This window comes from Actinomadura fulvescens (assembly GCF_039533225.1).
Lineage (GTDB): Bacteria > Actinomycetota > Actinomycetes > Streptosporangiales > Streptosporangiaceae > Spirillospora > Spirillospora fulvescens.
Genome location: NZ_BAAATD010000003.1, coordinates 139106 through 161651, shown reverse-complemented (window position 1 = coordinate 161651; position 22546 = coordinate 139106). Strand labels below are relative to the sequence as shown.

24 protein-coding genes are annotated in these 22546 nt (G+C 71.5%); 6 read left to right on the top strand and 18 right to left on the bottom strand.

Going from position 1 to position 22546, the window contains the following annotated elements:
* Nucleotides 1–57 precede the first annotated feature (57 nt).
* The gene (yczE, locus tag ABD333_RS12700) at nucleotides 58–744 is read left to right on the top strand and encodes a membrane protein YczE (protein ID WP_344540696.1); all 687 of its coding nucleotides are present in this window, start codon (nucleotides 58–60) and stop codon (nucleotides 742–744) included.
* A gap of 37 nt (nucleotides 745–781) precedes the next feature.
* Here yczE and ABD333_RS12695 read toward each other — a convergent pair whose 3' ends face one another.
* From ABD333_RS12695 to ABD333_RS12685, 3 genes are all read right to left on the bottom strand, one after another.
* Entirely contained in the window at nucleotides 782–1675 is an 894-nt protein-coding gene (locus tag ABD333_RS12695) for a hypothetical protein (protein WP_344540695.1), read from the bottom strand.
* On the bottom strand, nucleotides 1672–2655 hold the full coding sequence (locus ABD333_RS12690) for a S66 peptidase family protein (RefSeq protein WP_344540694.1): 984 nt from the start codon (nucleotides 2653–2655) through the stop codon (nucleotides 1672–1674). The genes ABD333_RS12695 and ABD333_RS12690 overlap by 4 nt, the downstream gene beginning before the upstream one ends.
* A 150-nt stretch (nucleotides 2656–2805) precedes the next feature.
* Entirely contained in the window at nucleotides 2806–3573 is a 768-nt protein-coding gene (locus ABD333_RS12685; protein WP_344540693.1) for an SIR2 family NAD-dependent protein deacylase, read from the bottom strand.
* Nucleotides 3574–3730: 157 nt separating this feature from the next.
* Here ABD333_RS12685 and ABD333_RS12680 point away from each other — a divergent pair, with 157 nt between their 5' ends.
* On the top strand, nucleotides 3731–4678 hold the full coding sequence (locus ABD333_RS12680) for a sulfotransferase family protein (protein ID WP_344540692.1): 948 nt from the start codon (nucleotides 3731–3733) through the stop codon (nucleotides 4676–4678).
* Here ABD333_RS12680 and ABD333_RS12675 read toward each other — a convergent pair.
* The 3 genes from ABD333_RS12675 to ABD333_RS12665 all read right to left on the bottom strand — a co-directional run bounded on the left by ABD333_RS12675 (nucleotide 4662) and on the right by ABD333_RS12665 (nucleotide 7520).
* Nucleotides 4662–4829, bottom strand: coding sequence for a hypothetical protein (locus tag ABD333_RS12675; protein WP_344540691.1), 168 nt, complete (start codon nucleotides 4827–4829; stop codon nucleotides 4662–4664). The genes ABD333_RS12680 and ABD333_RS12675 overlap by 17 nt on opposite strands.
* A gap of 191 nt (nucleotides 4830–5020) precedes the next feature.
* Entirely contained in the window at nucleotides 5021–5503 is a 483-nt protein-coding gene (locus ABD333_RS12670) for a hypothetical protein (RefSeq protein ID WP_344540690.1), read from the bottom strand.
* Between the two features lie 103 nt (nucleotides 5504–5606).
* Nucleotides 5607–7520 (bottom strand): ABC transporter ATP-binding protein, encoded by a 1914-nt coding sequence (locus ABD333_RS12665; protein WP_344541562.1) that lies wholly within the window; start codon nucleotides 7518–7520, stop codon nucleotides 5607–5609.
* Between the two features lie 270 nt (nucleotides 7521–7790).
* On the opposite strand from ABD333_RS12665, the gene ABD333_RS12660 reads away from it, so the two are divergent.
* The gene (locus tag ABD333_RS12660; RefSeq protein ID WP_344540689.1) at nucleotides 7791–9707 is read left to right on the top strand and encodes a Xaa-Pro dipeptidyl-peptidase; all 1917 of its coding nucleotides are present in this window, start codon (nucleotides 7791–7793) and stop codon (nucleotides 9705–9707) included.
* A 52-nt stretch (nucleotides 9708–9759) separates the two neighbouring features.
* On the opposite strand, the gene ABD333_RS12655 is transcribed toward ABD333_RS12660, so the two are convergent.
* From ABD333_RS12655 to ABD333_RS12645, 3 genes are all read right to left on the bottom strand, one after another.
* Nucleotides 9760–10581, bottom strand: coding sequence for an enoyl-CoA hydratase/isomerase family protein (locus ABD333_RS12655; RefSeq protein WP_344540687.1), 822 nt, complete (start codon nucleotides 10579–10581; stop codon nucleotides 9760–9762).
* 203 nt (nucleotides 10582–10784) lie between these two features.
* Nucleotides 10785–10997, bottom strand: a complete 213-nt coding sequence (locus ABD333_RS12650; protein WP_012852589.1) for a helix-turn-helix domain-containing protein — start codon at nucleotides 10995–10997, stop codon at nucleotides 10785–10787.
* 116 nt (nucleotides 10998–11113) lie between these two features.
* Nucleotides 11114–12712, bottom strand: a complete 1599-nt coding sequence (locus ABD333_RS12645; protein WP_344540685.1) for an ABC-F family ATP-binding cassette domain-containing protein — start codon at nucleotides 12710–12712, stop codon at nucleotides 11114–11116.
* A 319-nt stretch (nucleotides 12713–13031) separates the two neighbouring features.
* Here ABD333_RS12645 and ABD333_RS12640 point away from each other — a divergent pair, with 319 nt between their 5' ends.
* Nucleotides 13032–13805, top strand: a complete 774-nt coding sequence (locus ABD333_RS12640) for a VOC family protein (RefSeq protein WP_344540684.1) — start codon at nucleotides 13032–13034, stop codon at nucleotides 13803–13805.
* A gap of 60 nt (nucleotides 13806–13865) precedes the next feature.
* On the opposite strand, the gene ABD333_RS12635 is transcribed toward ABD333_RS12640, so the two are convergent.
* From ABD333_RS12635 to ABD333_RS12625, 3 genes are read right to left on the bottom strand one after another with little or no spacing between them, the layout of a single operon-like run.
* A complete protein-coding gene (locus ABD333_RS12635) occupies nucleotides 13866–14618 on the bottom strand; it encodes an AIM24 family protein (RefSeq protein WP_344540682.1) in 753 nt (250 codons plus the stop codon).
* A gap of 2 nt (nucleotides 14619–14620) precedes the next feature.
* Nucleotides 14621–15271 (bottom strand): AIM24 family protein, encoded by a 651-nt coding sequence (locus ABD333_RS12630; RefSeq protein WP_344540680.1) that lies wholly within the window; start codon nucleotides 15269–15271, stop codon nucleotides 14621–14623.
* Nucleotides 15271–15912 carry an AIM24 family protein gene (locus ABD333_RS12625; protein WP_344540678.1) on the bottom strand — a complete coding sequence of 214 codons (642 nt, stop codon included), beginning with the start codon at nucleotides 15910–15912 and terminating at the stop codon, nucleotides 15271–15273. The genes ABD333_RS12630 and ABD333_RS12625 overlap by 1 nt, the downstream gene beginning before the upstream one ends.
* A 70-nt stretch (nucleotides 15913–15982) precedes the next feature.
* Here ABD333_RS12625 and ABD333_RS12620 point away from each other — a divergent pair, with 70 nt between their 5' ends.
* The gene (locus ABD333_RS12620; protein WP_344540677.1) at nucleotides 15983–16378 is read left to right on the top strand and encodes an ABC transporter permease; all 396 of its coding nucleotides are present in this window, start codon (nucleotides 15983–15985) and stop codon (nucleotides 16376–16378) included.
* 70 nt (nucleotides 16379–16448) lie between these two features.
* The gene (locus ABD333_RS12615) at nucleotides 16449–17582 is read left to right on the top strand and encodes an EAL domain-containing protein (protein WP_344540675.1); all 1134 of its coding nucleotides are present in this window, start codon (nucleotides 16449–16451) and stop codon (nucleotides 17580–17582) included.
* A 44-nt stretch (nucleotides 17583–17626) separates the two neighbouring features.
* On the opposite strand, the gene ABD333_RS12610 is transcribed toward ABD333_RS12615, so the two are convergent.
* From ABD333_RS12610 to sufC, 6 genes are all read right to left on the bottom strand, one after another.
* Nucleotides 17627–18307: a response regulator gene (locus ABD333_RS12610; protein WP_344540673.1), complete on the bottom strand. Its 681-nt coding sequence runs from the start codon at nucleotides 18305–18307 to the stop codon at nucleotides 17627–17629.
* Nucleotides 18304–19464 carry a sensor histidine kinase gene (locus ABD333_RS12605; protein WP_344540671.1) on the bottom strand — a complete coding sequence of 387 codons (1161 nt, stop codon included), beginning with the start codon at nucleotides 19462–19464 and terminating at the stop codon, nucleotides 18304–18306. The genes ABD333_RS12610 and ABD333_RS12605 overlap by 4 nt, the downstream gene beginning before the upstream one ends.
* A 143-nt stretch (nucleotides 19465–19607) precedes the next feature.
* Entirely contained in the window at nucleotides 19608–20000 is a 393-nt protein-coding gene (locus tag ABD333_RS12600; protein ID WP_344540669.1) for a metal-sulfur cluster assembly factor, read from the bottom strand.
* Entirely contained in the window at nucleotides 19997–20452 is a 456-nt protein-coding gene (gene sufU, locus ABD333_RS12595) for a Fe-S cluster assembly sulfur transfer protein SufU (RefSeq protein WP_344540667.1), read from the bottom strand. Before sufU ends, ABD333_RS12600 begins: the two co-directional genes overlap by 4 nt.
* A gap of 51 nt (nucleotides 20453–20503) precedes the next feature.
* Nucleotides 20504–21766 (bottom strand): cysteine desulfurase, encoded by a 1263-nt coding sequence (locus ABD333_RS12590; protein ID WP_344540665.1) that lies wholly within the window; start codon nucleotides 21764–21766, stop codon nucleotides 20504–20506.
* Nucleotides 21763–22530 (bottom strand): Fe-S cluster assembly ATPase SufC, encoded by a 768-nt coding sequence (gene sufC, locus ABD333_RS12585; protein WP_344540663.1) that lies wholly within the window; start codon nucleotides 22528–22530, stop codon nucleotides 21763–21765. The genes ABD333_RS12590 and sufC overlap by 4 nt, the downstream gene beginning before the upstream one ends.
* Nucleotides 22531–22546 lie beyond the last annotated feature (16 nt).

Here is a 22546-nt window from a genome sequence, read left to right as displayed (position 1 = left end):
ATCGGTCCACCGAGACCGCCACCTTCCCTGGTGAACCGCTAGAAGAGAGACAGAGCAATGGCCTTGATGGTGCGTCGACTGGTTCAGCTGTATGCGGGATTGGCCTTGTACGGCCTCGGCATCGCCCTGCAGGTCGACTCCGCCCTGGGGAACGATCCATGGGACGTGTTCCACGAGGGCCTGTCACGGCGGTTCGGGTTGTCGATCGGGGTATGGATCATCCTCGTCGGGGCGGTGGTCATGCTGGCCTGGATCCCGCTGCGGCAGAAGCCCGGCCTGGGCACGATCAGCAACGTGGTCCTGGTGGGCGTCTTCGCCGATCTGTTCCTCTACCTGCTGCCCGATCCGTCCGCCCTCGCGGCGCGCTGGGCCTACCTGGTCGCGGCGATCGTCGTCGGCGGTTTCGCCACCGGCCTCTACATCGGCGCCGGGTTCGGGGCGGGTCCCCGGGACGGCCTGACGACCGGCCTGGCCGCGCGGGGCCGTTCGATCCGGGTCGTGCGCACCGGCATCGAGCTGGGCGTGCTGGCGGCCGGCTGGCTGCTCGGCGGCACCGTCGGGATCGGCACCCTGCTGTACGCCGTCGCCATCGGGCCCCTCTCGCACGTCTTCATCCCGATGCTGGCGATCACGAAGCCGCCCGTCAGCGCGCCGACGATCAGCACGCCGTCCGGCGCCCGGCCGTCCCCGGAACCGTCCGGCGACCCGCTGGTGGCAGCCGGAGCGCCCGCAGGACGCGCGTAGGACCGCACGCCGACGCCGACCCGTTCTGGCCGCCGATCTACGGCTCGGCGGCCAGCGTGGTCAGCACCGAGCGGAAGTCCTCGGGCAGCACCAGCGTGTCGCCGTCGTAGCGCGTCTCCAGCAGCGACAGCTCGCCGGTACGCCACCAGTAGAGATGCGGGCTCAGCGAACCCGGGCCGTCCTCGTACGCCTGGTGGGCCTGCGCCTGGAGCTCGCGGGCCGCCGCCACCGCCGCCCGGTAACCGGCGCGGATGCCGCCCACCGGAGGCTGGATCGGGTGCGCGATGATCAGGCTCCGGTTGGGCGCCACCACCAGCGCGCCGTACGGGCCGATCGGCAGGTACTCCTCCAGCCAGGCCAGGTGGGTGACGGCGTAGAACGTCCAGCCGTGCAGCACCGACACGCGCACCCCGCCGAGCTCCTGCTCGTCGAGCTGCAACGGCCCGTCGGCGCGCACGTTGGCGCGGCCCAGCATGAACAGCGCGTCGCCGGAGACCGGCCAGCCGTTCATCTCCTCGGTGGTCACCGTGCGGACGGTGGTGGGGGTGTCGACCACCACGGCCTCGATGAGCCCGGGGGCGAACGGGCGGGCGGCGAGCACGCCGTTGTCGGCCTCGGCCGGGTAGATGCGGGTGCGCAGGAGGTTCTGGGCGAGCTCGAAGTCGCTGAGGTCGAGCGGCTCCTCGATCGCGGTGACGATCGTGGTGACGTGGTCGGACACCAGCGCGGGCCAGTCGTTGCGGGGCACGAGCCGCGCCAGCTGCCGCAGGTTGCGCAGGCTGACATGGAGGCGGTTGGCGCCCTCCAGCAGCATGACGTCACCGGGCACCCGGCGGCAGGAGTAGCCGAGGCTCTCCGCGACCAGCACCAGCAGGGAGTCGAGTGCGCCGTCGTCCCAGTCGCCGGGACGCGCGTGCCGGCCGCCGCTCATCGGACACCTCCTGCGGGAACGTGCAGGGTCAGGGTCCCGGCGTCGGCGTCCAGCAGGGCCGGGGCGCCGAGTTCGAGGGTGAGCTGGCGCGTCCCGTGCCCGGCGGGGATGCCCGCCAGGATCGGCACGCCGAGCGGGCCGAGCCGGCCCGCCACCACGGCGTCGGCCTCGGCGGGATCGCCGCAGCCGGTCCAGGGGCCGAGGACGACGCCGGTGGCGCCGTCGAACCAGCCCGCCTGGAGCAGCTGCGTGAGCATGCGGTCGATGCGGTAGGGCGCCTCGGTCACGTCTTCGAGGAACACGATGTGCCCGGCGGCCGGCGCCGGTGCCCACGGTGTGCCGAGGGTCGCCGTGAGAAGCGCGAGAGTGCCCCCGGTAAGCGGGCCCTCGGCCCGGCCTGGACTGAGCGCGTGGGTGCCGACGACGGGCTCGGGCGCGCCGCCGAACCACGCCGTACGCAGGCTCGCCAGGGACGCCTCGTGGTCGTCACCCGCGCCGTCGGCGAGGACGCCCGCGGGCATGGGGCCGAACGCGGTGGTGACGCCGAAACGCGCACCGAAGGCCGTGTGGAGCGCGGTGATGTCGCTGGAGCCGTGCAGGATCTTGGGACCGCGGTCGGTGACCGCCGCCCCGGCCATCGCCGCCCAGTCGAGATGATCGAGAATCCGGGTGGCCCCGTAGCCGCCGCGGGCGCACACCACCGCCCGCACGTCCGGATCACACCACGCGGCCTGCAGGTCGGCCGCCCGGTCGGCGTCCGTCCCGGCCAGCCGCTGCCAGTCGTCCCGGACCGTTCCCACCTCACCGAGATTGACCCGGTCGAGAGCGTGCTTGGCCACGACGACGTCCAAGCCGAGATCACGCAGCACCCCGCAGCCGGACTCCAGCCGGCCCGGGTCCACCGGGCCGCTGGGCGCGATCACGGCCACCCGGTCACCGGGCCGCAGCCTGGCGAACCCCCGGGCGCCCCCGCTTATCAAGCCGATCCCTCCTCGCACCGCAACGGATAGAGCTTGTCAGGAGAAGCACGCCAGCGGAAGGGGCGCCCGGTCACGACCCGCCAACAGATGCGCACCGTCCCCCACCCCCTCATCCACAACCATCAGCCACTGGCTCTCGTGCGGACCGACTCATCTGCCGGCGCCTCGGGCCAGGTCCACCAGGCGCGGGAGCGTCTCGCCGATCGGCTCGCGCAGGACGGCGTCGGCCAGCCCGTCGTAGGGCGTGGGCTGCGCGTTGATGATCACGAGCCGGGCGCCGTGCTCGACCGCCTCCAGGCACAGCCCGGCGGCGGGCTGCACGGTCAGCGAGGTCCCGACGGCCACGAAGAGGTCGCAGGACCGGGCCGCGGCGATCGCGGCCTCCAGCACCTCCTGCTTGAGCGCCTGGCCGAAGGAGATCGTCGCCGACTTCTGGATCCCGCCGCAGGCGGGGCACGGCGGATCCTCCTCGCCCGCGTCCACCCGGGCCAGGACCTCGGGCATCGGGGTGCGCAGCCCGCAGGACAGGCACTCGGCCTCCCGCATCGTGCCGTGGATCTCGATCACCAGCTCGGCGCTCGATCCGGCGCGCTGGTGCAGGCCGTCGATGTTCTGGGTGACGATGGCCCGCAGCCGGCCCGCCCGTTCCAGGGCCACCAGGGCGGCGTGGCCGGCGTTGGGCTCGGCGGTCCAGGCGGGATGGTCGCGCCGTGACCGCCAGGCACGGCGGCGCACCTGGGGATCGGCGAGGTAGCTGCCGATCGTGGACATGGCCGCGGCCGCCGGGTCCCTGGTCCAGACCCCCTGCGGGCCCCGGAAGTCGGGGATCCCGCTGTCGGTGCTGATTCCGGCGCCGGACAGCACCGTGATCGACTGGGCCGTGGGCAGCCAGTCCGCGAGCGTCGCAGGGGCGTCCATGTTCCCAGGCTAGGGCCGGAACGCCCCGTTCTGTTCCGAATATCCGGACACCGACGGGAAATCTTCCCGTGGTGGGCAGGACCGGACCGCCGGACGGGCGAACGTGGTGCGTCGTGGTCGGCGTCATGCCCCGCGAGGTGAGAAACTGGTCTTTCGTATGAGGTCGACGCCGCACATTCTGGTGATCAACGGCACCAAGGTCCGCCGCCCCGTCTTCGTTCTGGGCGCTCCCCACTCCGGTGCGGACCTTGTCGCGCGTGCGGTGAAACGTTCCACCGGCTTCCATCTGACCGTCGGGCGCCCGGGTGTGCTCCGCGTCACCTACGCCTTCGCCCGCCGCCCGTCGATCGCCTCCGAGCGCGGCCGCGGCGCCGCCCGCGTGCTGCGGGACGCGTTCGCCGAGGCGTGGCAGGTCTCGGCGCGCGGCTGCGCGGAGTGCCCGGCCGAGTGCCGGGAGCTGTCCGGGCTGGGCCCGGCCGGTCCGGGTGGCGATGACCTCCCCCCGCCGTGCACCGAGCCGCGCGGGATCTCCCGCTTCGCCGACGCCTCCCCCGATCTGCTCTACAGCGCCGACGTCCTGCTGGACGCGTTTCCCGACGCCCAGCTGCTCCAGGTGATCAGGGACGGCCGGGACGTGGTGGCCGACATGCTCGACGACGAACGCTGCATGGCCTGGTTCCGTCCCGGGCTGGCCAACCTCGACGAGGTCTTCCCCAACCCGTTCTTCGGCGTGGAGGACGTGCTGGAACGCGATCGCTGGCCCCGGGCGGCGATGGCGGTGCGGTGCGCGCTGCGATGGCGCGGCTCGGTGCGGCTCAGCGCCCGGCTGCGGGCGCAGACGCCCGACGAGCAGCTGATGACGGTGCGGTACGAGGAACTGGTGGCCCGGCCGGGACGGGTCGCCGACGCGGTCTCGCACTATCTGGGGACGCCGGTCTCCAAGGCCGCCCTGCACGGGCTGGTGCGGCGCGGCGACCGGGAGGCCGGGGAACGGCAGCCGGGCACGTGGCGCGACCGGCTGACCACCCGCCAGCTGGTCCAGGTCGAGAAGGTCGCCGGGCCGGAGCTGCGCAGGCTGGGCTACGAGCTCAGCGGCGTCTCATGAGCGCCGTGGCGGACGCCGCCACGTCGGGGCCGCGCCAGCCGAGCGCGACGCCCGCGGCGCCGAGGCCGACGAGCAGGACGGTGTAGCGGCCCGGACCGCTCTTCACGACCCGCACGGGATTGATCGTCGCGGTGTTGATCGTCAGTCGCACCCTGGTCTCCTCTCCGTGGACGCTCGTGCCGTGTCACTCGCCTCCAGTCACTGTGACGACGTCAGATGGCCGTCGGGTTGCCGTCCCGGCGCGATCAAAGAAAGTCCAGGAAACCGCATTCGGCTGTCTGTGACAGGAGTTCACGCGGGTTTCCTGGCGCGGGCGTGGCGAAACGGCGGGTGATCTCCAGGTCACGGGCTGAAGACCTGCCGCATCCCGACGATCCGGCCCCGCTCGTCCAGCCGTACGTCGAACATCCGCGCCCGGTCCGGAAGCGGCCCGTAGCGCCGCTCGGCCGTCCTGGACATGGCGGCGAACTGCTCGGGCGTCACCCGGACGCCCTTCAGCCAGTCCTTGAGGTCGCCCTCGTACAGGGGCGCCGTGACGCGGATCCGGGCTCCGGGCGCGAAAGGGGTCGCCCGCGCGGGCCGCACGTTCGCCGGAACGACCGTCTCCGGTCCGCCCGGCTGCCGTCGCGTCGCCCGTGCGAGCAGGACCTCGCCCGGCCGGGCACCGTGGCGTATCACCGCGAACACCCTGGCCTCTGCGGCCGGCCGGGGCGGCGTCGCGGCCGCCGTGTCGCGGGCCGCCATGGTCGCGCGTCGCTCGCCGCAGCCGGTCACAAGTACCGGAACCGCGGCCAGTGTGAGCAAAAGCCCGATCGCCCTCCGCATGCGCGTCACCCCCGTCGCGGCGTACCTACCCAGCGGGGCCGAGACACCATCCTCTCGCTGGGTCTCGGTATGGTCACTCTCCGCATTGCTGCCGCAGGTAGAGTCACTCCGCGCCGAGCCGCTCGGCGGTACGCCCCTTACGTTCGTTCTGAGGGGCGAACTGGGTGCGGTAGAGCTCGGCGTAGAGCCCGCCCGCGAGCAGCAGTTCCTCGTGCCGGCCGCGCTCCACGATCCGGCCGCCGTCGATCACGAGGATCTGGTCGGCCTCGCGGACGGTGGAGAGCCGGTGCGCGATCACCAGCGACGTGCGGCCCGCCAGCGCCGTCTTGAGCGCGCGCTGGACGGCGGCCTCGGACTCGGAGTCCAGATGCGCGGTGGCCTCGTCCAGGACGACCACCGACGGGGCCTTCAGCAGCAGCCGCGCGATCGCCAGGCGCTGCTTCTCACCGCCGGACAGCCGGTAACCCCGGTCGCCGACGACCGTGTCGAGCCCCTCGGGCATGTCCGCGACCAGATCGCCGATCTGGGCCGCCTCCAGCGCCGCGAAGATCTCCTCGTCGGCGGCGCCGGGCCGGGCGTAGCGCAGGTTCTCGCGGATCGAGTCATGGAAGAGGTGGGCGTCCTGGCTGACGACGCCGATCCGCGCCCGCAGCGACTCCAGGGTCACCTCCCGGACGTCCTGGCCGCCGATGCGCACGGCCCCCTCGTCCGCGTCGTACAGCCGGGACACCAGGTGCGTGATCGTCGACTTGCCCGCGCCGGACGGCCCCACGAGGGCGACCAGCTCGCCCGGTTCGGCCGTGAACGTGACGCCGTGCAGAACGGGCCGGCCGGGGGCGGTGTCGTTGCGCGCGATGGACTCCAGCGAGGCGAGGGAGATCTCCTCGGCGGCGGGATAAGCGAAGTGCACCCCGTCGAACTCGACCGCGGGCGCCGCCTCCTGTCGCAGCGGCCCGGCTCCCTTGCGGTCGCGGATCAGGGGCTTGAGGTCGAGCACCTCGAAGACGCGGTCGAAGCTCACCAGGGCCGTCATCACGTCCACGTGCACGTTCGACAGCGCGGTCAGCGGCCCGTACATCCGGGTCAGCAGGGTGGCGAGCGCGACCAGCGTGCCCAGCTGGAAGCCGCCGTCGGCGACCAGGACGCCGCCGACGCCGTAGACCATGGCCGTGGCGAGCGCGGCGACGAGCGTCAGCGCGGTGAAGAACACCCGCCCGTACATAGCGGCCACCACGCCGATGTCACGGACCCGGGCCGCGCGGGCGGAGAAGTTCTCCTCCTCTTCGGAGGGCCGCCCGTACAGCTTGGCCAGCATGGCGCCCGCCACGTTGAACCGCTCGGTCATCAGCGAGCTCATCTCGGCGTCCAGCTGCATCTGCTCGCGGCTGATGCTCGACAGCCGCTTGCCCACCCACTTGGCGGGGAAGATGAAGATCGGCAACAGCAGCAGCGCGATCAGCGTGACCTGCCAGGACAGGATCATCATGGTGATCAGCACCAGCACCAGGCTGATCACGTTGGAGACGACCGAGGACAGGGTGGTGGTGAGGGCGCGCTGCGCACCGATGACGTCGCCGTTGAGGCGGCTGACCAGAGAGCCGGTCTGGGCCCGCATGAAGAAGGCGACCGGCTGGCGCTGCACGTGGCCGAAGACCTGGGTGCGCAGGTCGTAGATGAGGCCCTCGCCGATGCGCGCGGAGTACCACCGCTGCGCCAGCCCGAGCACCGCCTCGACCAGCGCGAGCCCGGCCACCGCCACGGCGAGCCAGATCACCAGGTCCTGCCGGCCGGGCACGATGCCCCGGTCGATGATCGCCTTGAGCAGCAGCGGGTTGGCGACCACGATCACCGCGGCGAACGAGTTCAGCAGCAGGAACAGCACCAGCTCGCGGACGTACGGGCGGGCGTATCCCGCGATCCGCCTGACGGTCCCGGGCTTGAGCTTCTGCTGGGTCACCGAGCCGTCCCGGCGGAACGACGCCATCACCTGCCAGCCGTTGCCCGGCATACCCGGCATCGACACTGCGGCCTCCGAACTCTCGCGTGCAGCTCTGCGTACGCCGTGCGCATACGTAATCAAGTAAGCATCTCAAGTCTGCGCTCACCACAACACAGCTCTTACCGGGCGGCTTCCCGGCTCAGCTCATGGCGAAAACCGGCCGCCCGCCCGCGGCTCACCTGGACCGTCTCGTGACCACCCTGGCCAGCTATGGGCGATCTTGTGGACTTTGGGGCGGTCCGGTAGTAGATGTGAGCCACCTAACTCCACGTCCCCTCAGGAGTCCTCGTGACCCGAAGACTGACGCGTGGCGGCGCAGGCGTGCTCACCCTCACAGCCGCGCTCCTCGCCACGACCGCACCGCCGGCCGGCGCCACAGCGCCCGGTGCGCCGGCCCGTCCCCAGATCAAGGTGGAGAACGGCACGACCCGGCCGGTCTTCTCCCGGGCCGACGCGGTCACCCAGACGGTGAACATCGAGACCACCGTCGACAGCGACCGCGACGGCGTGCGCGACCGCGTGCGCATGCGCGTCATGCGCCCCAAGGAGACCGACTCCGGTCTCAAGGTGCCGACCATCGTGGAGGCCAGCCCGTACTGGGCGGGGACCCATGACGACGTCCCCATGCACCCGGTCGACATCGACGGCCTGAAGGCCAAGTCGCTGAAGGCCGTGCCGCGCAACCTCGCCGAGATCTTCCCCGGCTATCTCGACAACTACTACATCCCCCGCGGCTACGCCGTCGCGCACCTCGACAGCATCGGCACCGGCGGCTCGACCGGCTGCCCGACCTCGGGCGACCGCCAGGAGGCGGCCGGCGCCAAGGCCGCCGTCGACTGGCTGAACGGCCGGGCCAAGGGCTGGGCGGCCGACGGCACCGAGGTGAAGGCGGGCTGGTCCACCGGCAACGTCGGCATGATCGGCCAGTCGTACAACGGCACGCTGCCCAACATGGCCGCCGCCAGCGGCGTGGTCGGCCTGAAGGCCATCGTGCCGGTCGCGGCGATCTCCAGCTGGTACGACTACTACCGCGCGAACGGCGGCGTCCTCGCGCCCGGCGGCTTCCAGGGCGAGGACCTGGACGTCCTGGCCAAGGTCGTGCTGACCCGCGCGAACCCCGAGGTCTGCAAGAAGGTCATCGACGAGCTCACCGCGACGCAGGACCGCGAGACCGGCGACTACAGCAAGGTCTGGGCCGACCGCGACTACGTCGGCCAGGCCCGCAAGGTGCGCGCCGCGGTGATGGTGGTCCACGGCCTGAACGACTGGAACGTGAAGGTCAAGAACTCCGTCCAGTGGTGGAACGCCCTCAAGCAGAGCGGGGTGCCGCGCAAGCTCTGGCTGCACCAGGCCAGCCACGCCACTCCGTTCCGGTGGCGGCTCGAAGAGTGGCTGCGCCAGACCGGCGCCTGGTTCGACCGGTTCCTCTACAACATCGACAACGGCATCACCAAGGAGCCGCGGGTCGACATCGAGCGGGCGCCCGGGCAGTGGGAGACCGCCTCCGACTGGCCCGTCCCCGGTACCCGCACCGTGCCGCTCAGCCTGAACGCGGGCCGTGCCGGTCAGCCCGGCACGCTCTCACTCTGGCCGCGCCGCGGCCCGGCGCAGTCGATGATCGATGCTGGCCGCACCCGGACCGCCGAGCAGCTCCTGGTGAACGAGAACCAGGCCGACCCCAACCGGCTGGCCTTCCTCACCCCCGCCCTGACCAAGCCGGTCCGCCTGAACGGCATCCCCAAGGCCGCCTTCCGGGCCTCGCTCGACGGTCGCTCGCCGTACCTGACGGCCCTGCTGGTCGACTACGGCACCGACACCCGGCCCACCGGCGCCCGCGTCGACACCGGCGAGCGGGTCTGCTTCGGCCAGGGCGTGCCGAACGACGACGGCTGCACCACCCGGCAGGCGCACCGCGTCGAGACCGCCCCGTACAAGATCGTCACCCGGGGCTGGCTGGACGCGCGCAACCGGCACAGCCCGAGCCGCACCGAGCCGATCAAGCCCGGCAAGGCGTACGACTTCCGCTGGAACTTCGAGCCGACCGACTACGTGTTCAAGCCCGGCCACCGGCTCGGCGTGATCGTCCTGTCCACCGACTACGACTACACGCTGCGCTACCCGGCGGGCACCAAGCTGACCCTCCAGCCGGGCACCAGCAAGGTGTTCCTCCCGCTGACCCGAGGAGGCCGTGAAGTCCTGCGGTAGTGAGAAGAGGCCCGCATCCGCGCCAGGCGGATGCGGGCCTCGTCCGGCTGGGTCAGGCTTTCGCGGCGCCGAAGAACTCGCGTAGGCGGCCGATCTGCTCATGGCGCTCGGCGGCGCACTGCTCGTCAAGGGTGTTGCCGGGGGCCGCCAGCAGCAGCCGCTTGGTGGCCGCCGCCGCGCCCGGGTTGACCGCGAGAACCGCCGCGGCGATCTCGGCGACGGTCGTGTCGAGGGTCTCCCGGGGCACGACGTGCTCGGCCAGGCCCAGCCGCGCCGCCTCGTCGGCGAGGACGGTCCGGGCGGTGAGGCACAGCTCCAGCGCCCGGTTGACGCCGACGATCTCCACCAGCGGCTTGGTGCCGGTGAGGTCGGGCACCAGCCCGAGGGCGGGCTCCTTCATGCAGAACCGGGTGTCGTCGGCGATCACGCGGATGTCGCAGGCCAGCGCGAGCTGGAATCCGCCGCCGATGGCGTGCCCGTGCACGGCCGCGATGGAGACGATCTCGGGCCGCCGCAGCCACGTGTAGCCCGCCTGCAGCTCGGCGATGAACCGGTCCGACGCGGCCGCGTCGCTGCCGTCGGGGAACGCGCTCCCGGCGCCGCCCGAGAACATGCCCAGGTCGATGCCGGCCGAGAAGGACGGGCCCTCGCCGCGCACCACGACCACGCGCACGCCCTCCGGCAGGGACTCGCCGATCCGGGCCAGTCCCCGCCAGGTGGCGAACGTCATGGCGTTGCGGCGCTCGGGCCGGTTGAGCGTGACCGTCGCGATCGCGCCGTCCACGTCGAGCCGCAGCCCCGCCTCGGCCAGCTCGGCCTCGCCCGGGCCCGTGGCCGGATCCGGCCTCGGCTCCTCGACCCTCGCGTCCGTCATGACGCTCCCCTCCGCAGTGACGTAGGTCAGAAGACTCAGACCAGGACGTAAGTCGTTCGACTCATGTCCGGGCGGCGTCACGCGGAACCGGCGTCACCGGCGCCATGCCGGCGACCACCCGATCCCGCCGCCGCGACCGAACCCTACTCGGTCGGCCGCGGCGGCAGGTCAGGCGGTGTGCTCATCCGGGGGTCGTCGTCCGTTCAGGACTTCTTGCCACGGGTGGCGCCACCGCGTCCCCGCAGGTTGACGCCGGATTCGGTCAGAATCCGGTGGATGAACCCGTACGAGCGGCCGGTGGCGGCTGCCAGGGCGCGGATGCTCTCGCCGGAGTCGTACCTCTTCTTGAGCTCCGCCGCCAGCTTGTCGCGCTCGGCACCGGTCACGCGGGTGCCCTTCTTAAGGGTCTCGGCCACGAGTACCTCCCGTAGTGATGTGGTGACCGCTGCGTTATCCCCCGCCATGATCAGTCATTCCCGCGAGTTCGGCTACCCACTCCGCCAGAAAAGATCTGCGATAGCTGCCGCCCAGGTCACGCAAGTGCCACCAGATCGGCAAACTCGTCACTCCAGATGTCTTCGACACCATCCGGCAGCAAAATCACTCTTTCCGGCCGGAGCGCCTCCACGGCGCCCTCGTCGTGGGTCACCATCACGATTGCGCCGGCGAAGGTGCGCAGCGCGCCGAGGATCTCCTCCCGGCTCGCCGGGTCGAGGTTGTTGGTGGGCTCGTCCAGCAGCAGGACGTTCGCGCTCGACACCACGAGCATGGCCAGCGCCAGCCGGGTCTTCTCCCCGCCGGACAGAACGCCGGCGGGCTTGTCGACGTCGTCGCCGGAGAACAGGAACGAGCCGAGGATCTTGCGCACCTCGACCGGGGCCATCCCGGGCGCCGACGACTGCATGTTCTCCAGGACCGAACGGTCGACGTCCAGCGTCTCGTGTTCCTGGGCGTAGTAGCCGATCCGCAGCCCGTGCCCGGGGATGACCTTGCCGGTGTCGGGCTTGTCCACCCCCGCCATCAGGCGCAGCAGGGTCGTCTTGCCGGCGCCGTTCAGGCCGAGGATGACGACCCGGCTGCCCCGGTCGACCGCGAGGTCCACGTCGGTGAAAATCTCCAAAGATCCGTACGATTTCGACAAACCCTCGGCGGTCAGGGGGGTCTTGCCGCACGGTGCCGGGTCCGGGAAGCGGATCTTGGCGACCTTGTCCGCCTGCCGCTCCCCCTCGGCCCCGGCCAGCAGCTGCCTGGCGCGGCGGTCCATCTGCTGGGCCGCCTTGGCCTTGGTGGCCTTGGCCCGCATCTTGTCGGCCTGGGCGAGCAGCGTGGCCGCCTGGCGCTGGGCGTTGGCCGTCTCCCTCTTGCGGCGCCGCTCGTCGGTCTCGCGCTGGTCGAGGTACTTCTTCCAGCCGACGTTGTAGATGTCGATGACGCTGCGGTTGGCGTCCAGGTGGAAGACCCGGTTGACGACGGTGTCGAGCAGCTCCACGTCGTGGCTGATGACCACGAGCCCGCCCTGGTGGGACTTCAGGAAGTCGCGCAGCCAGACGATCGAGTCGGCGTCCAGGTGGTTGGTGGGCTCGTCCAGCAGCAGCGAGTCGGCGTTCGAGAACAGGATGCGCGCCAGCTCCACCCGGCGGCGCTGACCGCCGGACAGCGTGCCCAGGGGCTGGGTCATCACGCGGTCGGGCAGGCCGAGGCTGGAGGCGATCGAGGCGGCCTCGGCCTCCGCCGAGTAGCCGCCGAGGACGTGCAGCCGCTCCTCCAGGCGCCCGTACCGGCGGACGGCCTTGTCGCGCTCGTCGCCGGTGGTGGTCGCCATCTGGTCTTCGGCGAGCCGCAGCTTGCGGATGACCTCGTCCAGCCCGCGGGCGGACAGGATGCGGTCGCGCGCGAGCTCGTCCAGATCCACGCCGCGCGGGTCCTGGGGGAGGTAGCCGAGCGTCCCCGACCGGGTGACGGTGCCCTGGGCGGGCTGGGCCTCCCCGGCCAGGACCTTGGTGAGGGTGGTCTTGCCCGCGCCGTTACGGCCCACGAAGCCGACCCGGTCGCCAGGGTTGACGCGGAAGCTGGCGCCTTCGATGAGCAGCCGGGACCCGGCACGCAGCTCGATGTCGTTCGCAATGATCACTGTGACAGGGCTCCCTGACGGAAACGGTTCGGGCGGCGGGACGGCTCAACGGAGAACAGGCGGACGCACAAACGCGCGCCGGCGGTCCGATCGACCGCGACGCGCGCGCTGGGGGCCTGTCAGCTCAGGAGCGAAACCATCTGATCAGTGTACGTGACGCGGGAGGGCGTTCCCCACACGTTAAGAAAGGGCCGTTCCCGGCCATACCGATCTGGGGGAACCGGGGCGGGACGCCCGGGGGCGGTCCAGGATGCGCAGTAGCGGCGTGAAGTGACGACGCCGGGCGCCCCGGCCCGGCACGAGGGGAAGTGTGAGTCCGATGGTCCACGTAACGAGCAACGCACCCACCGGTACACCGAACTGGCTGGATCTCGGCATCCCTGACATGGCCCGGGCCAAGGAGTTCTACGGGACCGTCTTCGGCTGGGAATTCCAGGACTACGGCCCGGAGGCGGGTCACTACCACGCCGTCATGCTCCAGGGAAAGCCGGTCGCCGGGATGATGAAGAACCCCGACGACGCCCCGTCGGAGTACTGGTGGCAGACGTACTTCGCCACCGAGGACTGTGACGGCACCGTCAAACGGGCCTCCGACGCCGGTGCCACCGTCCTGATGGCGCCGGACGACATCATGGACCAGGGCCGCATGGCGGTTCTGAGCGACCCGACCGGGGCCCAGTTCGGCCTCTGGCAGGGCCGTGCCCACGTCGGCTCGCAGATCGTCAACGAGCCCGGCTCGCTGGTGTGGAGCGAGCTGGTCACCGCCGATCCCGGCGCCGCGGGCGACTTCTACCGCGCGGTCTTCGAGTACACGCTCGAAGACATGCCGGGCGGCTTCGACTACACGGTCTTCAACAGGCCGGACGGCCGGGCCATCGGCGGCATGTTGGGCCGGCCGGACACGGCGCGTCCCGCCTGGACGGTCTACTTCGAGGTCGCCGACCCCGATGAGGCCGTCCGGCGGGCCCGCGACACCGGCGGCACGGTCGTCGCGGAGCCGGAGGACTCCCCGTACGGCCGCATCGCGGCCGTCAAGGACCCGTTCGGCGCCGAGTTCAACGTGATGCGCTCGGCGCCGCCGGAAGGGACCTGATCCGCCGTTGAACGCCCCGCCGGGAACGCCGTGCCGTCGGCGTTCCCGGCCGCGGGCGGCCTACCGTTCGCGTTCGGCGGCCAGGCGCTGGCCGATGGTCTGGTGCAGCCGCTGCAGGCCGCCCGCCCCGAGCATGCCGACCTGGCCCTCCAGGTCGCGGAGCAGCGTGTCCTCGTTCGCCACGACCTCTGACGACTGCATGAGCACCGTGCCCTGGCCGGTGAAGTCGAACTGGTGCTCCTCGCCCGAGGTGCCGCCGACGCCGAACATCTGCCGGGCCATCCCCATCACGCCGCGCATGTAGGAGTGGTCGTAGTGGTGGCAGGGCGACGGGCAGTCGGCCCAGCCGAGCAGCGCCTGCGGGTCGATCCGGATGGGCGGCTCCACGAAGTGCACCGGGCCGTTGGAGGCGGCCACGAAGCGGCCGGTGCCGATCAGGGTCAGGAACCCCGGGATGATCGACTGCTTGAGGTCCAGCCCCGGCTCGAACGCCAGCAGGTTGCCGGCGCGGACGGTCAGGTTGCCGTCGTCGAGGTCGAACGAGTTCACGTCGAAGCCGCGGTCGGCCAGCAGCAGCTTGCCCTGGCCCTGGGCGATGACCCAGTCCTGGGCGTACAGCGGCGAGTGGAAGTGCGCGGCGACGAGCGCGTCCAGCGGCCCCGCCGAGAGCGCCTCGAACTTGATCTGCCCGTAGTAGGCGATCATCTTGCCCTTCTGGGTGAACCACTGGCCGTTGAGGTCCACGCTGAAGGCGTAGGGGTTGACGTTGTCGTTCGACGGCAGCGTCATCGGGTTGAACGCAGGGATCGACACGCTCAGATCTTCCTCTCGCTGGCCTGCACGTAGACGACGCCCTGGCCGCTCAGCTGCAGCTGGAAACCCTCGCCCGAGCCGCGGCCGACCAGGTCGCGCAGCCCCATCGCCGTGGTGAGCTTGTTCTGCACCTGGCCGCGGTGCGCGACGTACGCCTGCGGGTCGACGTGCACCGGCCGCTGCGGGGTGATCGGCAGCTCCATCACGCCGCCGTGCGACAGCACCGCGCACGCGCCGTGCCCGGTGAGCGTGGTCGTGAACAGGCCCTGCCCGCTGACCGCGCCGCGGATCACGCCGCCGACGCCGCCCTGCTCGCCCATGAACATCGTCCCCGCCTGCAGGCTCGCGTCGTACACCAGCAGCCGGTCGGCCTCCACGTAGAGGGTGTCGCCCGCCAGGTCGATGACCTGGACGTGCAGGCCGCCGTGCCCGAACATCGCGCTGCCGTGCCCGGTGACGTGCATCATCACGGTGCGTTCGCCGGCCATCGCGCGGCCGAGGGTCTGCCCGAGGCCCTGCCCGGCCGTGGCGGTCGGCGCGAAGTTCACTCGGCCCGTGTAGGCGAGCATGGCGCCGCGCTTGCTGTAGATCTCCTGCCCCGGGCCCACCGGCACCTGGAGCATCTTGGGGTTGATCGAGGTGTATCCCGGCATCAGATCTCCAGAATTCCGCCGCCGCGCTCGGCGGGCTGGACGTAGACGAGGCCCTGCCCCTGGTAGCGGAACTGCACGCTCTCCCCCGAGCCCTGTCCGAGCACGGTGCGCCAGTTGACGTCGGTGACGACGTCCTGCTGGAGCTGGCCGCGGTGGCCCACGTAGGCGTGCGGGTCGACGCACAGCGGCGTCCCGGGGGTCACTTCGAGGGCGATCGCCGGACCGTCGGAGAGGATGGCGACCATGCCCTGGCCCTCGACCTTGGTGGTCGCCAGGCCCTGGCCGGTGCCCATCCCGCGCAGCCCCGTGAACTGGACGCCCGTCTGGAGCCGCCCGTCGAGCGCCAGCAGGCTCTCCGACTCCACGAACAGCGTCTCGCCGTTCAACGGTACGAGCGTCACCTCGGTCGCCTCGCTCGCCAGGAACACCGTGCCCTGGCCGGTGATCTCCATGAGCGTCATGCCCTCACCGGCGATCCGGCGCTTCAGCGCGCCGCGCAGCCCCTCGCCGCCGGTCATCCCCTGCCGCTTGAACGTCATCTGCCCGTCGTAGGCGACCATCGACCCGTTCAAGGCCCTGATGGTCTCACCGGCCAGATCGACGGCCAGCATCCTCGAGCCGTTCAGTCTGAATTGCGCCACGAGGCCACAACATACCGGTCACGGCCCGTCCAGCGGGCGCCGTGCCGCCCGATCGGGAAGGATGTCGGGCATGTGGATCGCTCCCGAACGCCGCGGCCTCGGCCGCTGGATCGCACCCGGTCTCGCCCTCGCCGCCGGCGCGGTGGTCGCCGCCGTGCTCGCCGCCGACGGGCGCGGCGAGACGGGGCTGGTCGCGCTGGGCGTGCTGGCCGGCTACGCCGTCCATCTGGGCTACCGCCGCAACGAGCCGGCGCTGCCCATCAGCGAGGGATTCGGCAGCGGGCACCGCGCCCGCGCCCACCTCAGGTCGGCCGCCATGACCGGTGACGTGCTCACCGCGGCCATCGTCGCCGCCGTCGTGGTGCAGGGGCTGCGCGGCGCCGACATCACGCCGTACGCCTGGCTGGCCGCGCTCGCCGGAGTCGTGTACACACTCTCGGCGATCTTCGGCGGGCGCACGCTCTGATCAGCGAATACTGCGTTAACTTTCGCTAACAACATCCGTTTTGTCATGATCACACCGGCATGATGCGGTTGTGTCAGCCCTTGAACTGCTCGTTCCGGCGCGCGCGGTGTTCCATCCGGTGGTCGACCTCGACACCGGCAGCGTGATCGCCGTCGAACCGCACACAGGTCCGCCGCCGGAGCCGCACGCTCCGGTCCGGCCGGACCCCGCGGCCGACGACCTGAGGCGGGCCGTCGGCGCCGCCCGGGCCGCCGCCGACCTGGGCACCCACCTGCCCCTGACCATCGGGCTGCGCGCGGAGACCCTCGCCTACGGCGAGACGGTCCTGGGCGAGCTGCACCAAGGCCTCGCCGACGCGGGCCGCCGCCCGAGCGAGGTGATCATCTGCGTCACCGGGGGCTTCCCCCCGGCCCAGCGCCAGGCGGTGACGGCCGCCCTGCACAAACTCCGGCGCGCGGGATATCCGGTCGGCCTCGGCGGGCTCGGCGTCGCCCACGCCCCGCTGGACCTCCTGCTCGACATCGCCCCCTACCTCATCCGGCTCGATCCGGACCTGTCGCGGCGGACCTCCTCCGATCCGCGCCGCTCCGCGCTGGTGACGGCGCTGGTCGACCTGGCGCACCGCATCGGCACCCACGTGCTGGCCCCCGGGCTGGAGACCGAGGCCCACGTGCTGCACACGCGCGAGCTCGGCGTACGGCTCGTCCAGGGTTCGGCGCTCGCGCCGCCGGAATGGCGGCCCGGCATGCGGGTCACGGTGCCGGTGATCGCCAGGGAGGACCGCGAGCGGACTCCGCGGAACATCGATCTGGGACCGCGTGTCTCGGAGTTCACGCTGCCGGCGGTCACCATGCCGCACACGGCGACGGCGGACGACGTGCTCGGAGCGCTCAACGCGGAGGCCGGCACCACCAGCATCGTCCTGGTGGACGAGCAGCAACGTCCCAGGGCCACCGTGCACCGGACGCGGTTCCTGCTGAAGCTGTCGGGTGCCTACGGCCACGCCCTCCACGCGCACAAGCCCGCCACCCGCCTGGCCGACGGGCCGCGCCTCGTGCCCCGCACCGTCCCGGCGATCGCGGCGCTGCGCGCGGCGGGCCGGGAGGACGAACGGGTCTACGACGATCTCGTCGTCACCGACGAGGTGGGCCGGTGCCTGGGCATCGTCCGCGTGGGCGACCTCATCCGCAGCCTGTCGGGCTGATCCGAGCCGGCCTGAGGGGACGCGCTGAGATCGTCTCTGCGGCGTCAGGACCCCGCCGGTGACCCCGTGTCACTGATCGACCCGGAAAATCCGCCAGGGGCCGTCTCCTGGGCGAGGATGGCCGCCTGGACCCGGCTGCGCAGGTTCAGCTTGGACAGGATCCTGCTGACGTGGGTCTTGGTCGTGGTCTCGGCCATGTCCAGGCGCGCCGCGATCTCCCCGTTCGACAGCCCCTCGCCGAGGCAGGCGAAGACCTCGCGCTCGCGCGGCGTCAGCTCCGACAGGCCGGCCGGCTCGCCGCGGACCGTCTCCGGACGGCTCGCGAACGCGCTGATCAGGCGCCGGGTCACCTGCGGCGCCAGGATGCCCTCCCCCGCCGCGACCGTGCGCACCGCCTCCACCAGACGGTCGGCGTCCACGTCCTTGAGCAGGAACCCGGCCGCCCCGGCCCGCATCGCGCCGAACACGTACTCGTCCATGTCGAACGTCGTCAGCACCAGGACGTCGGCGACGCCGGCGAGCTCCCGGGTGGCGGAGATGCCGTCCAGTTTCGGCATCCGGATGTCCATCAGGACCACGTCGGGCCGCAGGTGCCGGGCCAGCGCCACCGCCTCCTCGCCGTCGGCCGCCTCGCCCGCCACGACGATGTCGGCCGCGGCGCCCAGGATCAGCACGAGGCCGGCGCGGACCGCCGCCTGGTCGTCTGCCACCAGCACCTTGATCAAGATTTCTCCCTGTCGGTGAGCGGAAGCTCCGCGCGCACCCGCCAGCGCCCGTCCTCGGGCCCGGCCTCGAACGTGCCGTCCAGCATGGTCGCGCGCTCCCGCATCCCGATCAGCCCGCTGCCGGACCCGGGCAGCCGCGACCGCTCGTCGCCGAGCGGGCTGTCGACGGTGACGGCGACGCGGCCCGGACGGTATTCCAGGAGCACCTCGACCCGGCCCGCCGCGGCGTGCTTGAGCGCGTTGGTCAACGATTCCTGCACGATCCGGTAGGCCGCGTGTTCCACCGGCGCGGGCAGCCCGGGCCGCTCCCCGGCCACCTTCAGGCCCGTCGACAGGTCGCTGCGCGCCGTGTGCGCCACCAGCCGTTCGAGACCGTCCAGCCGCGGCGCCGCCGGAGGATCGGCCACGCCGTCGCTCTCCCGCAGCAGCCCGATCATCCGCCGCATCTCGGCGAGGCCCTGGACGCTGTTCTCCCGGATCACCTCCATGGACCGGTTGATGCCCGCACGATCCAGGTCCGGCACCCTGAGGACGGCCGAGGAGTGCAGGGCCACGGCACTGAGGTGGTTGGCGATGACGTCGTGCAGCTCACGCGCCATCCGCGCCCGTTCGGCGTTCACGGCCGCCCAGCGGTCCATCTCGGCGAGGCGGGCCATCTGCTCCGACCGCTGGCGTTCGATGTCGGCCCGGTCGCGATGCTCCCGGACGACCATCGCCGTCAGCACCGGCCCGACCCAGGCCATGCCGGCCAGCGAGCCCAGCAGTACCCCGGCGCTGGCACTGGAGAGGGCGATCCCGGCCCCCACCGCCACGGCCAGCGTGGCCGCCGTCGTGATGCCGAGCAGCCGTTCGGCCGTGCGCTTCGGGCCGTACAGGCCCGCCGCGTACAGCGCGTCACTGTAGATCATCAGGGTGGCGATGCCGGGTCCGATGACCACGTCGGCGAAGTTGAACGGGGTGGAGATCAGCAGGCCGAGGATCGGGCGCGTGCGCCGGAACAGCATCGCGAAGCACAGCCCGGCCAGCGGCAGCAGCCGCCACCACGGCGTGACGTTCGGCCCGTCCCAGGTGCCGTAGCCACCCGCCAGGAGCAGCACCACGCCCGCCGCGAAAGCGGCGACGGCGAGCAGCGCGTCCTGGCGCGTGGTGAATCGCATGCCCCTATCTCAGCATCCCCGAGGCGGTCTTCCGCTCCACCTGACTGAGGGCCACGCGTACATCGTTCGGAGGACGACCGAGTTGCCTGAGATACACGTGAGGCAGGCCCGTCGGGAGGCCTGCCTCACGGTGTTGTCCTGCGTCAGACGTTGAAGCCGAGGGCGCGGAGCTGGTCGCGGCCCTCGTCGGTGATCTTGTCGGGACCCCACGGCGGCAGCCAGACCCAGTTGATCTTGACGTCCTTGACGAGGCCGTCCAGCGCGCTGTGCGCCTGGTCCTCGATCACGTCGGTGAGCGGGCAGGCCGCGCTGGTCAGCGTCATGTCAATGGTGGCGATCTCGTCGGCGAGGTTGATGCCGTAGATCAGGCCGAGGTCGACGACGTTGATGCCGAGCTCGGGGTCGACCACGTCCTTGAGCGCCTCCAGGACCTCCTCCTCGGCGGCGGTGGTCGCGACCGCGCCGCCCTCGGCTGCGGTCTCGGGCGTCGGGTTCTCCGGCGTCGCGGTGTCCGCGGCGGCGGGCGTGTCAGTCATGATGCCTCTCCGAGAGCACGGGCGGTCGCGTCCTTCCACGCCATCCAGGCGAGCAGGGCGCACTTGATCCGGGCGGGGTACTTGGAGACCCCGGTGAAGGCGACGGCGTCCTCCAGGACGTCCTCGTTGGGCTCGGCCTGGCCGCGCGACTGCATGAGCGCGAGGAACTCGTCGCCGATCGCCATCGCCTCCTTGACCGCTTTGCCGATGATGAGCTCGCTCATCACCGACGCGCTGGCCTGGCTGATCGAGCAGCCCATGGCGTCGTACGAGACGTCCGCGACGGTGGCGTCCTGGCCCGCGCCGTCGAGGTGCACCCGGAGCGTCACCTCGTCACCACAGGTCGGGTTGACGTGGTGGGCCTCGCCCTCGTACGGCTCCCGCAGCCCCTTGTTGTGGGGGTTGCGGTAATGATCCAGGATGACCTCCTGGTACATCGCCTCGAGCTGCATGTCTTCCTTTTCCTCGTCGGGGGGCTTCTTTCCCTACAACAGGTGCTGGACTCAGGCTGTTCCGAAGAACTTCTGGGCCTTGCGTACCCCTTCGGCGAGCGCGTCCACGTCCGCGAGGTTGTTGTAGATGTAAAGCGTCGCCCGGGTGGTGGCCGGGATGCCGAACCGGCGGCAGATCGGCCAGGCGCAGTGGTGCCCCACGCGGATGGCGATGCCGAACTCGTCGAGCACCTGGCCCACGTCGTGCGGGTGGATGTCGTCCACGGCGAACGACACGGCCCCGCCGCGCGCCTCGGTGCTGCGCGGGCCGATGATCCGCACCCCGGGGATCTCGCCGAGCCTCTCCAGCGAGTACGCGGTGAGCGTCTCCTCGTGGGCGGCGACCCGGTCCATCCCGATCTCGGTCAGGTAGTCGCAGGCCGCGCCGAGGCCGACCGCCTGCGCGGTCATCGGCACGCCGGCCTCGAACCGCTGCGGCGGCGGCATGAAGGTGGAACCTTCCATGCGCACGACCTCGATCATCGAGCCGCCGGTGATGAACGGCGGCATGGCCTCCAGCAGCTCGCGGCGGCCCCAGAGCACGCCGATGCCGGTCGGGCCGAGCATCTTGTGGCCGGAGAAGACGAGGAAGTCGGCGCCGAGCTCGCGCACGTCGACCGGCTGGTGGGGCACCGACTGTGCGGCGTCCAGCAGCACCAGCGCGCCAACCTGGTGGGCGCGCTCGGCGATCCGCCGGACGGGCGGCACCGTGCCGAGCACGTTGGACTGGTGCGTCAGCGCGACCAGCTTGGTGCGCTCGTTGACGATCGTGTCGAGCTCGTCGAGGTCGAGGCGGCCCTCGTCGGTGATGCCGAACCACCGCAGGGTGGCGCCGGTCCGCCGGCACAGCTGCTGCCAGGGCACCAGGTTGGCGTGGTGCTCCATCTCGGTCACGACGATCTCGTCGCCGGGCCCGACCTTGAACCGTTCGGCCTCGGGGCCGGACGTGGCGGCGTTGCTCAGCGAGTAGGCCACCAGGTTGATGCCCTCGGTCGCGTTCTTGGTGAACACGATCTCGCCGGGCACCGCGCCGACGAACGTGGCGATCCGGGTGCGCGCGCTCTCGTAGGCCTCGGTGGCCTCCTCGGCGAGCAGGTGCGCGCCGCGGTGCGGGGCGGCGTTGTGGCGCTCGTAGAACGCGCGCTCCGCGTCGAGCACCTGGACCGGCTTCTGGGAGGTCGCGCCCGAGTCGAGGTAGACCAGCTCACGGCCGCCCCGGACGGTACGGGACAGAAGAGGGAAGTCCTTCTTCAGCTCCTCCGGAAGCAGGGTCATGACGACGCGCCCGCCTTCGCGTACTTCTCGTAGCCCTCGTTCTCCAGCACGTTGGCCAGCTCCGGGCCGCCCTCCGCGACGATCCGGCCGCCCGCGAAGACGTGCACGAAGTCGGGCTTCACGTAGCGCAGGATGCGCGTGTAGTGGGTGATGAGCAGCACGCCGGTGTCGCCGCTCCCCGAGAAGCGGTTGACGCCCTCGGAGACGACCTTGAGCGCGTCGACGTCGAGGCCGGAGTCGGTCTCGTCCAGCACCGCGATCTTCGGCTTGAGCATCTCCAGCTGGAGGATCTCGTGCCGCTTCTTCTCACCGCCGGAGAAGCCCTCGTTGAGGCTGCGCTGGGCGAACGCCGGGTCGATGGCGAGGTTCTCGAGGGACTGCTTCAGCTCCTTGGAGAACTCGCGCAGCTTGGGCGCCTCACCGCGCACGGCGGTGACGGCGGAGCGCAGGAAGTTGGAGACCGAGACCCCGGGCACCTCGACCGGGTACTGCATCGCGAGGAACAGCCCGGCGCGGGCGCGCTCGTCGACGCTCATCTCCAGCACGTCCTCGCCGTCCAGCGTCACGGCGCCGGAGGTGATGTCGTACTTGGGGTGGCCGGCGATGGCGTAGGCGAGGGTGGACTTGCCGGAGCCGTTCGGCCCCATGATCGCGTGGGTCTCGCCGGCCTTCACGGTCAGGTCGACCCCGCGCAGGATCTCCTTGGTCCCGTCGGCGCCGTCGGCGACGGAGACGTGGAGGTCGCGAATCTCTAGCGTGGCCATATCTATCTGAGCTCTC

Excerpts from the sequence above, each read along its gene's own strand:
- ABD333_RS12670 (WP_344540690.1), bottom strand. The coding sequence starts at position 5,503 with ATGCGGAGGGCGATCGGGCTTTTGCTCACACTGGCCGCGGTTCCGGTA.
- ABD333_RS12605 (WP_344540671.1), bottom strand. The coding sequence starts at position 19,464 with ATGCGATTCACCACGCGCCAGGACGCGCTGCTCGCCGTCGCCGCTTTC.
- ABD333_RS12695 (WP_344540695.1), bottom strand. The coding sequence starts at position 1,675 with ATGAGCGGCGGCCGGCACGCGCGTCCCGGCGACTGGGACGACGGCGCA.
- ABD333_RS12590 (WP_344540665.1), bottom strand. The coding sequence starts at position 21,766 with ATGACCCTGCTTCCGGAGGAGCTGAAGAAGGACTTCCCTCTTCTGTCC.
- ABD333_RS12640 (WP_344540684.1), top strand. The coding sequence starts at position 13,032 with ATGGTCCACGTAACGAGCAACGCACCCACCGGTACACCGAACTGGCTG.
- ABD333_RS12600 (WP_344540669.1), bottom strand. The coding sequence starts at position 20,000 with ATGACTGACACGCCCGCCGCCGCGGACACCGCGACGCCGGAGAACCCG.
- sufC (WP_344540663.1), bottom strand. The coding sequence starts at position 22,530 with ATGGCCACGCTAGAGATTCGCGACCTCCACGTCTCCGTCGCCGACGGC.
- ABD333_RS12680 (WP_344540692.1), top strand. The coding sequence starts at position 3,731 with ATGAGGTCGACGCCGCACATTCTGGTGATCAACGGCACCAAGGTCCGC.
- yczE (WP_344540696.1), top strand. The coding sequence starts at position 58 with ATGGCCTTGATGGTGCGTCGACTGGTTCAGCTGTATGCGGGATTGGCC.
- ABD333_RS12655 (WP_344540687.1), bottom strand. The coding sequence starts at position 10,581 with ATGACGGACGCGAGGGTCGAGGAGCCGAGGCCGGATCCGGCCACGGGC.
- ABD333_RS12665 (WP_344541562.1), bottom strand. The coding sequence starts at position 7,520 with ATGCCGGGTATGCCGGGCAACGGCTGGCAGGTGATGGCGTCGTTCCGC.
- ABD333_RS12620 (WP_344540677.1), top strand. The coding sequence starts at position 15,983 with ATGTGGATCGCTCCCGAACGCCGCGGCCTCGGCCGCTGGATCGCACCC.
- sufU (WP_344540667.1), bottom strand. The coding sequence starts at position 20,452 with ATGCAGCTCGAGGCGATGTACCAGGAGGTCATCCTGGATCATTACCGC.
- ABD333_RS12685 (WP_344540693.1), bottom strand. The coding sequence starts at position 3,573 with ATGGACGCCCCTGCGACGCTCGCGGACTGGCTGCCCACGGCCCAGTCG.
- ABD333_RS12630 (WP_344540680.1), bottom strand. The coding sequence starts at position 15,271 with ATGCCGGGATACACCTCGATCAACCCCAAGATGCTCCAGGTGCCGGTG.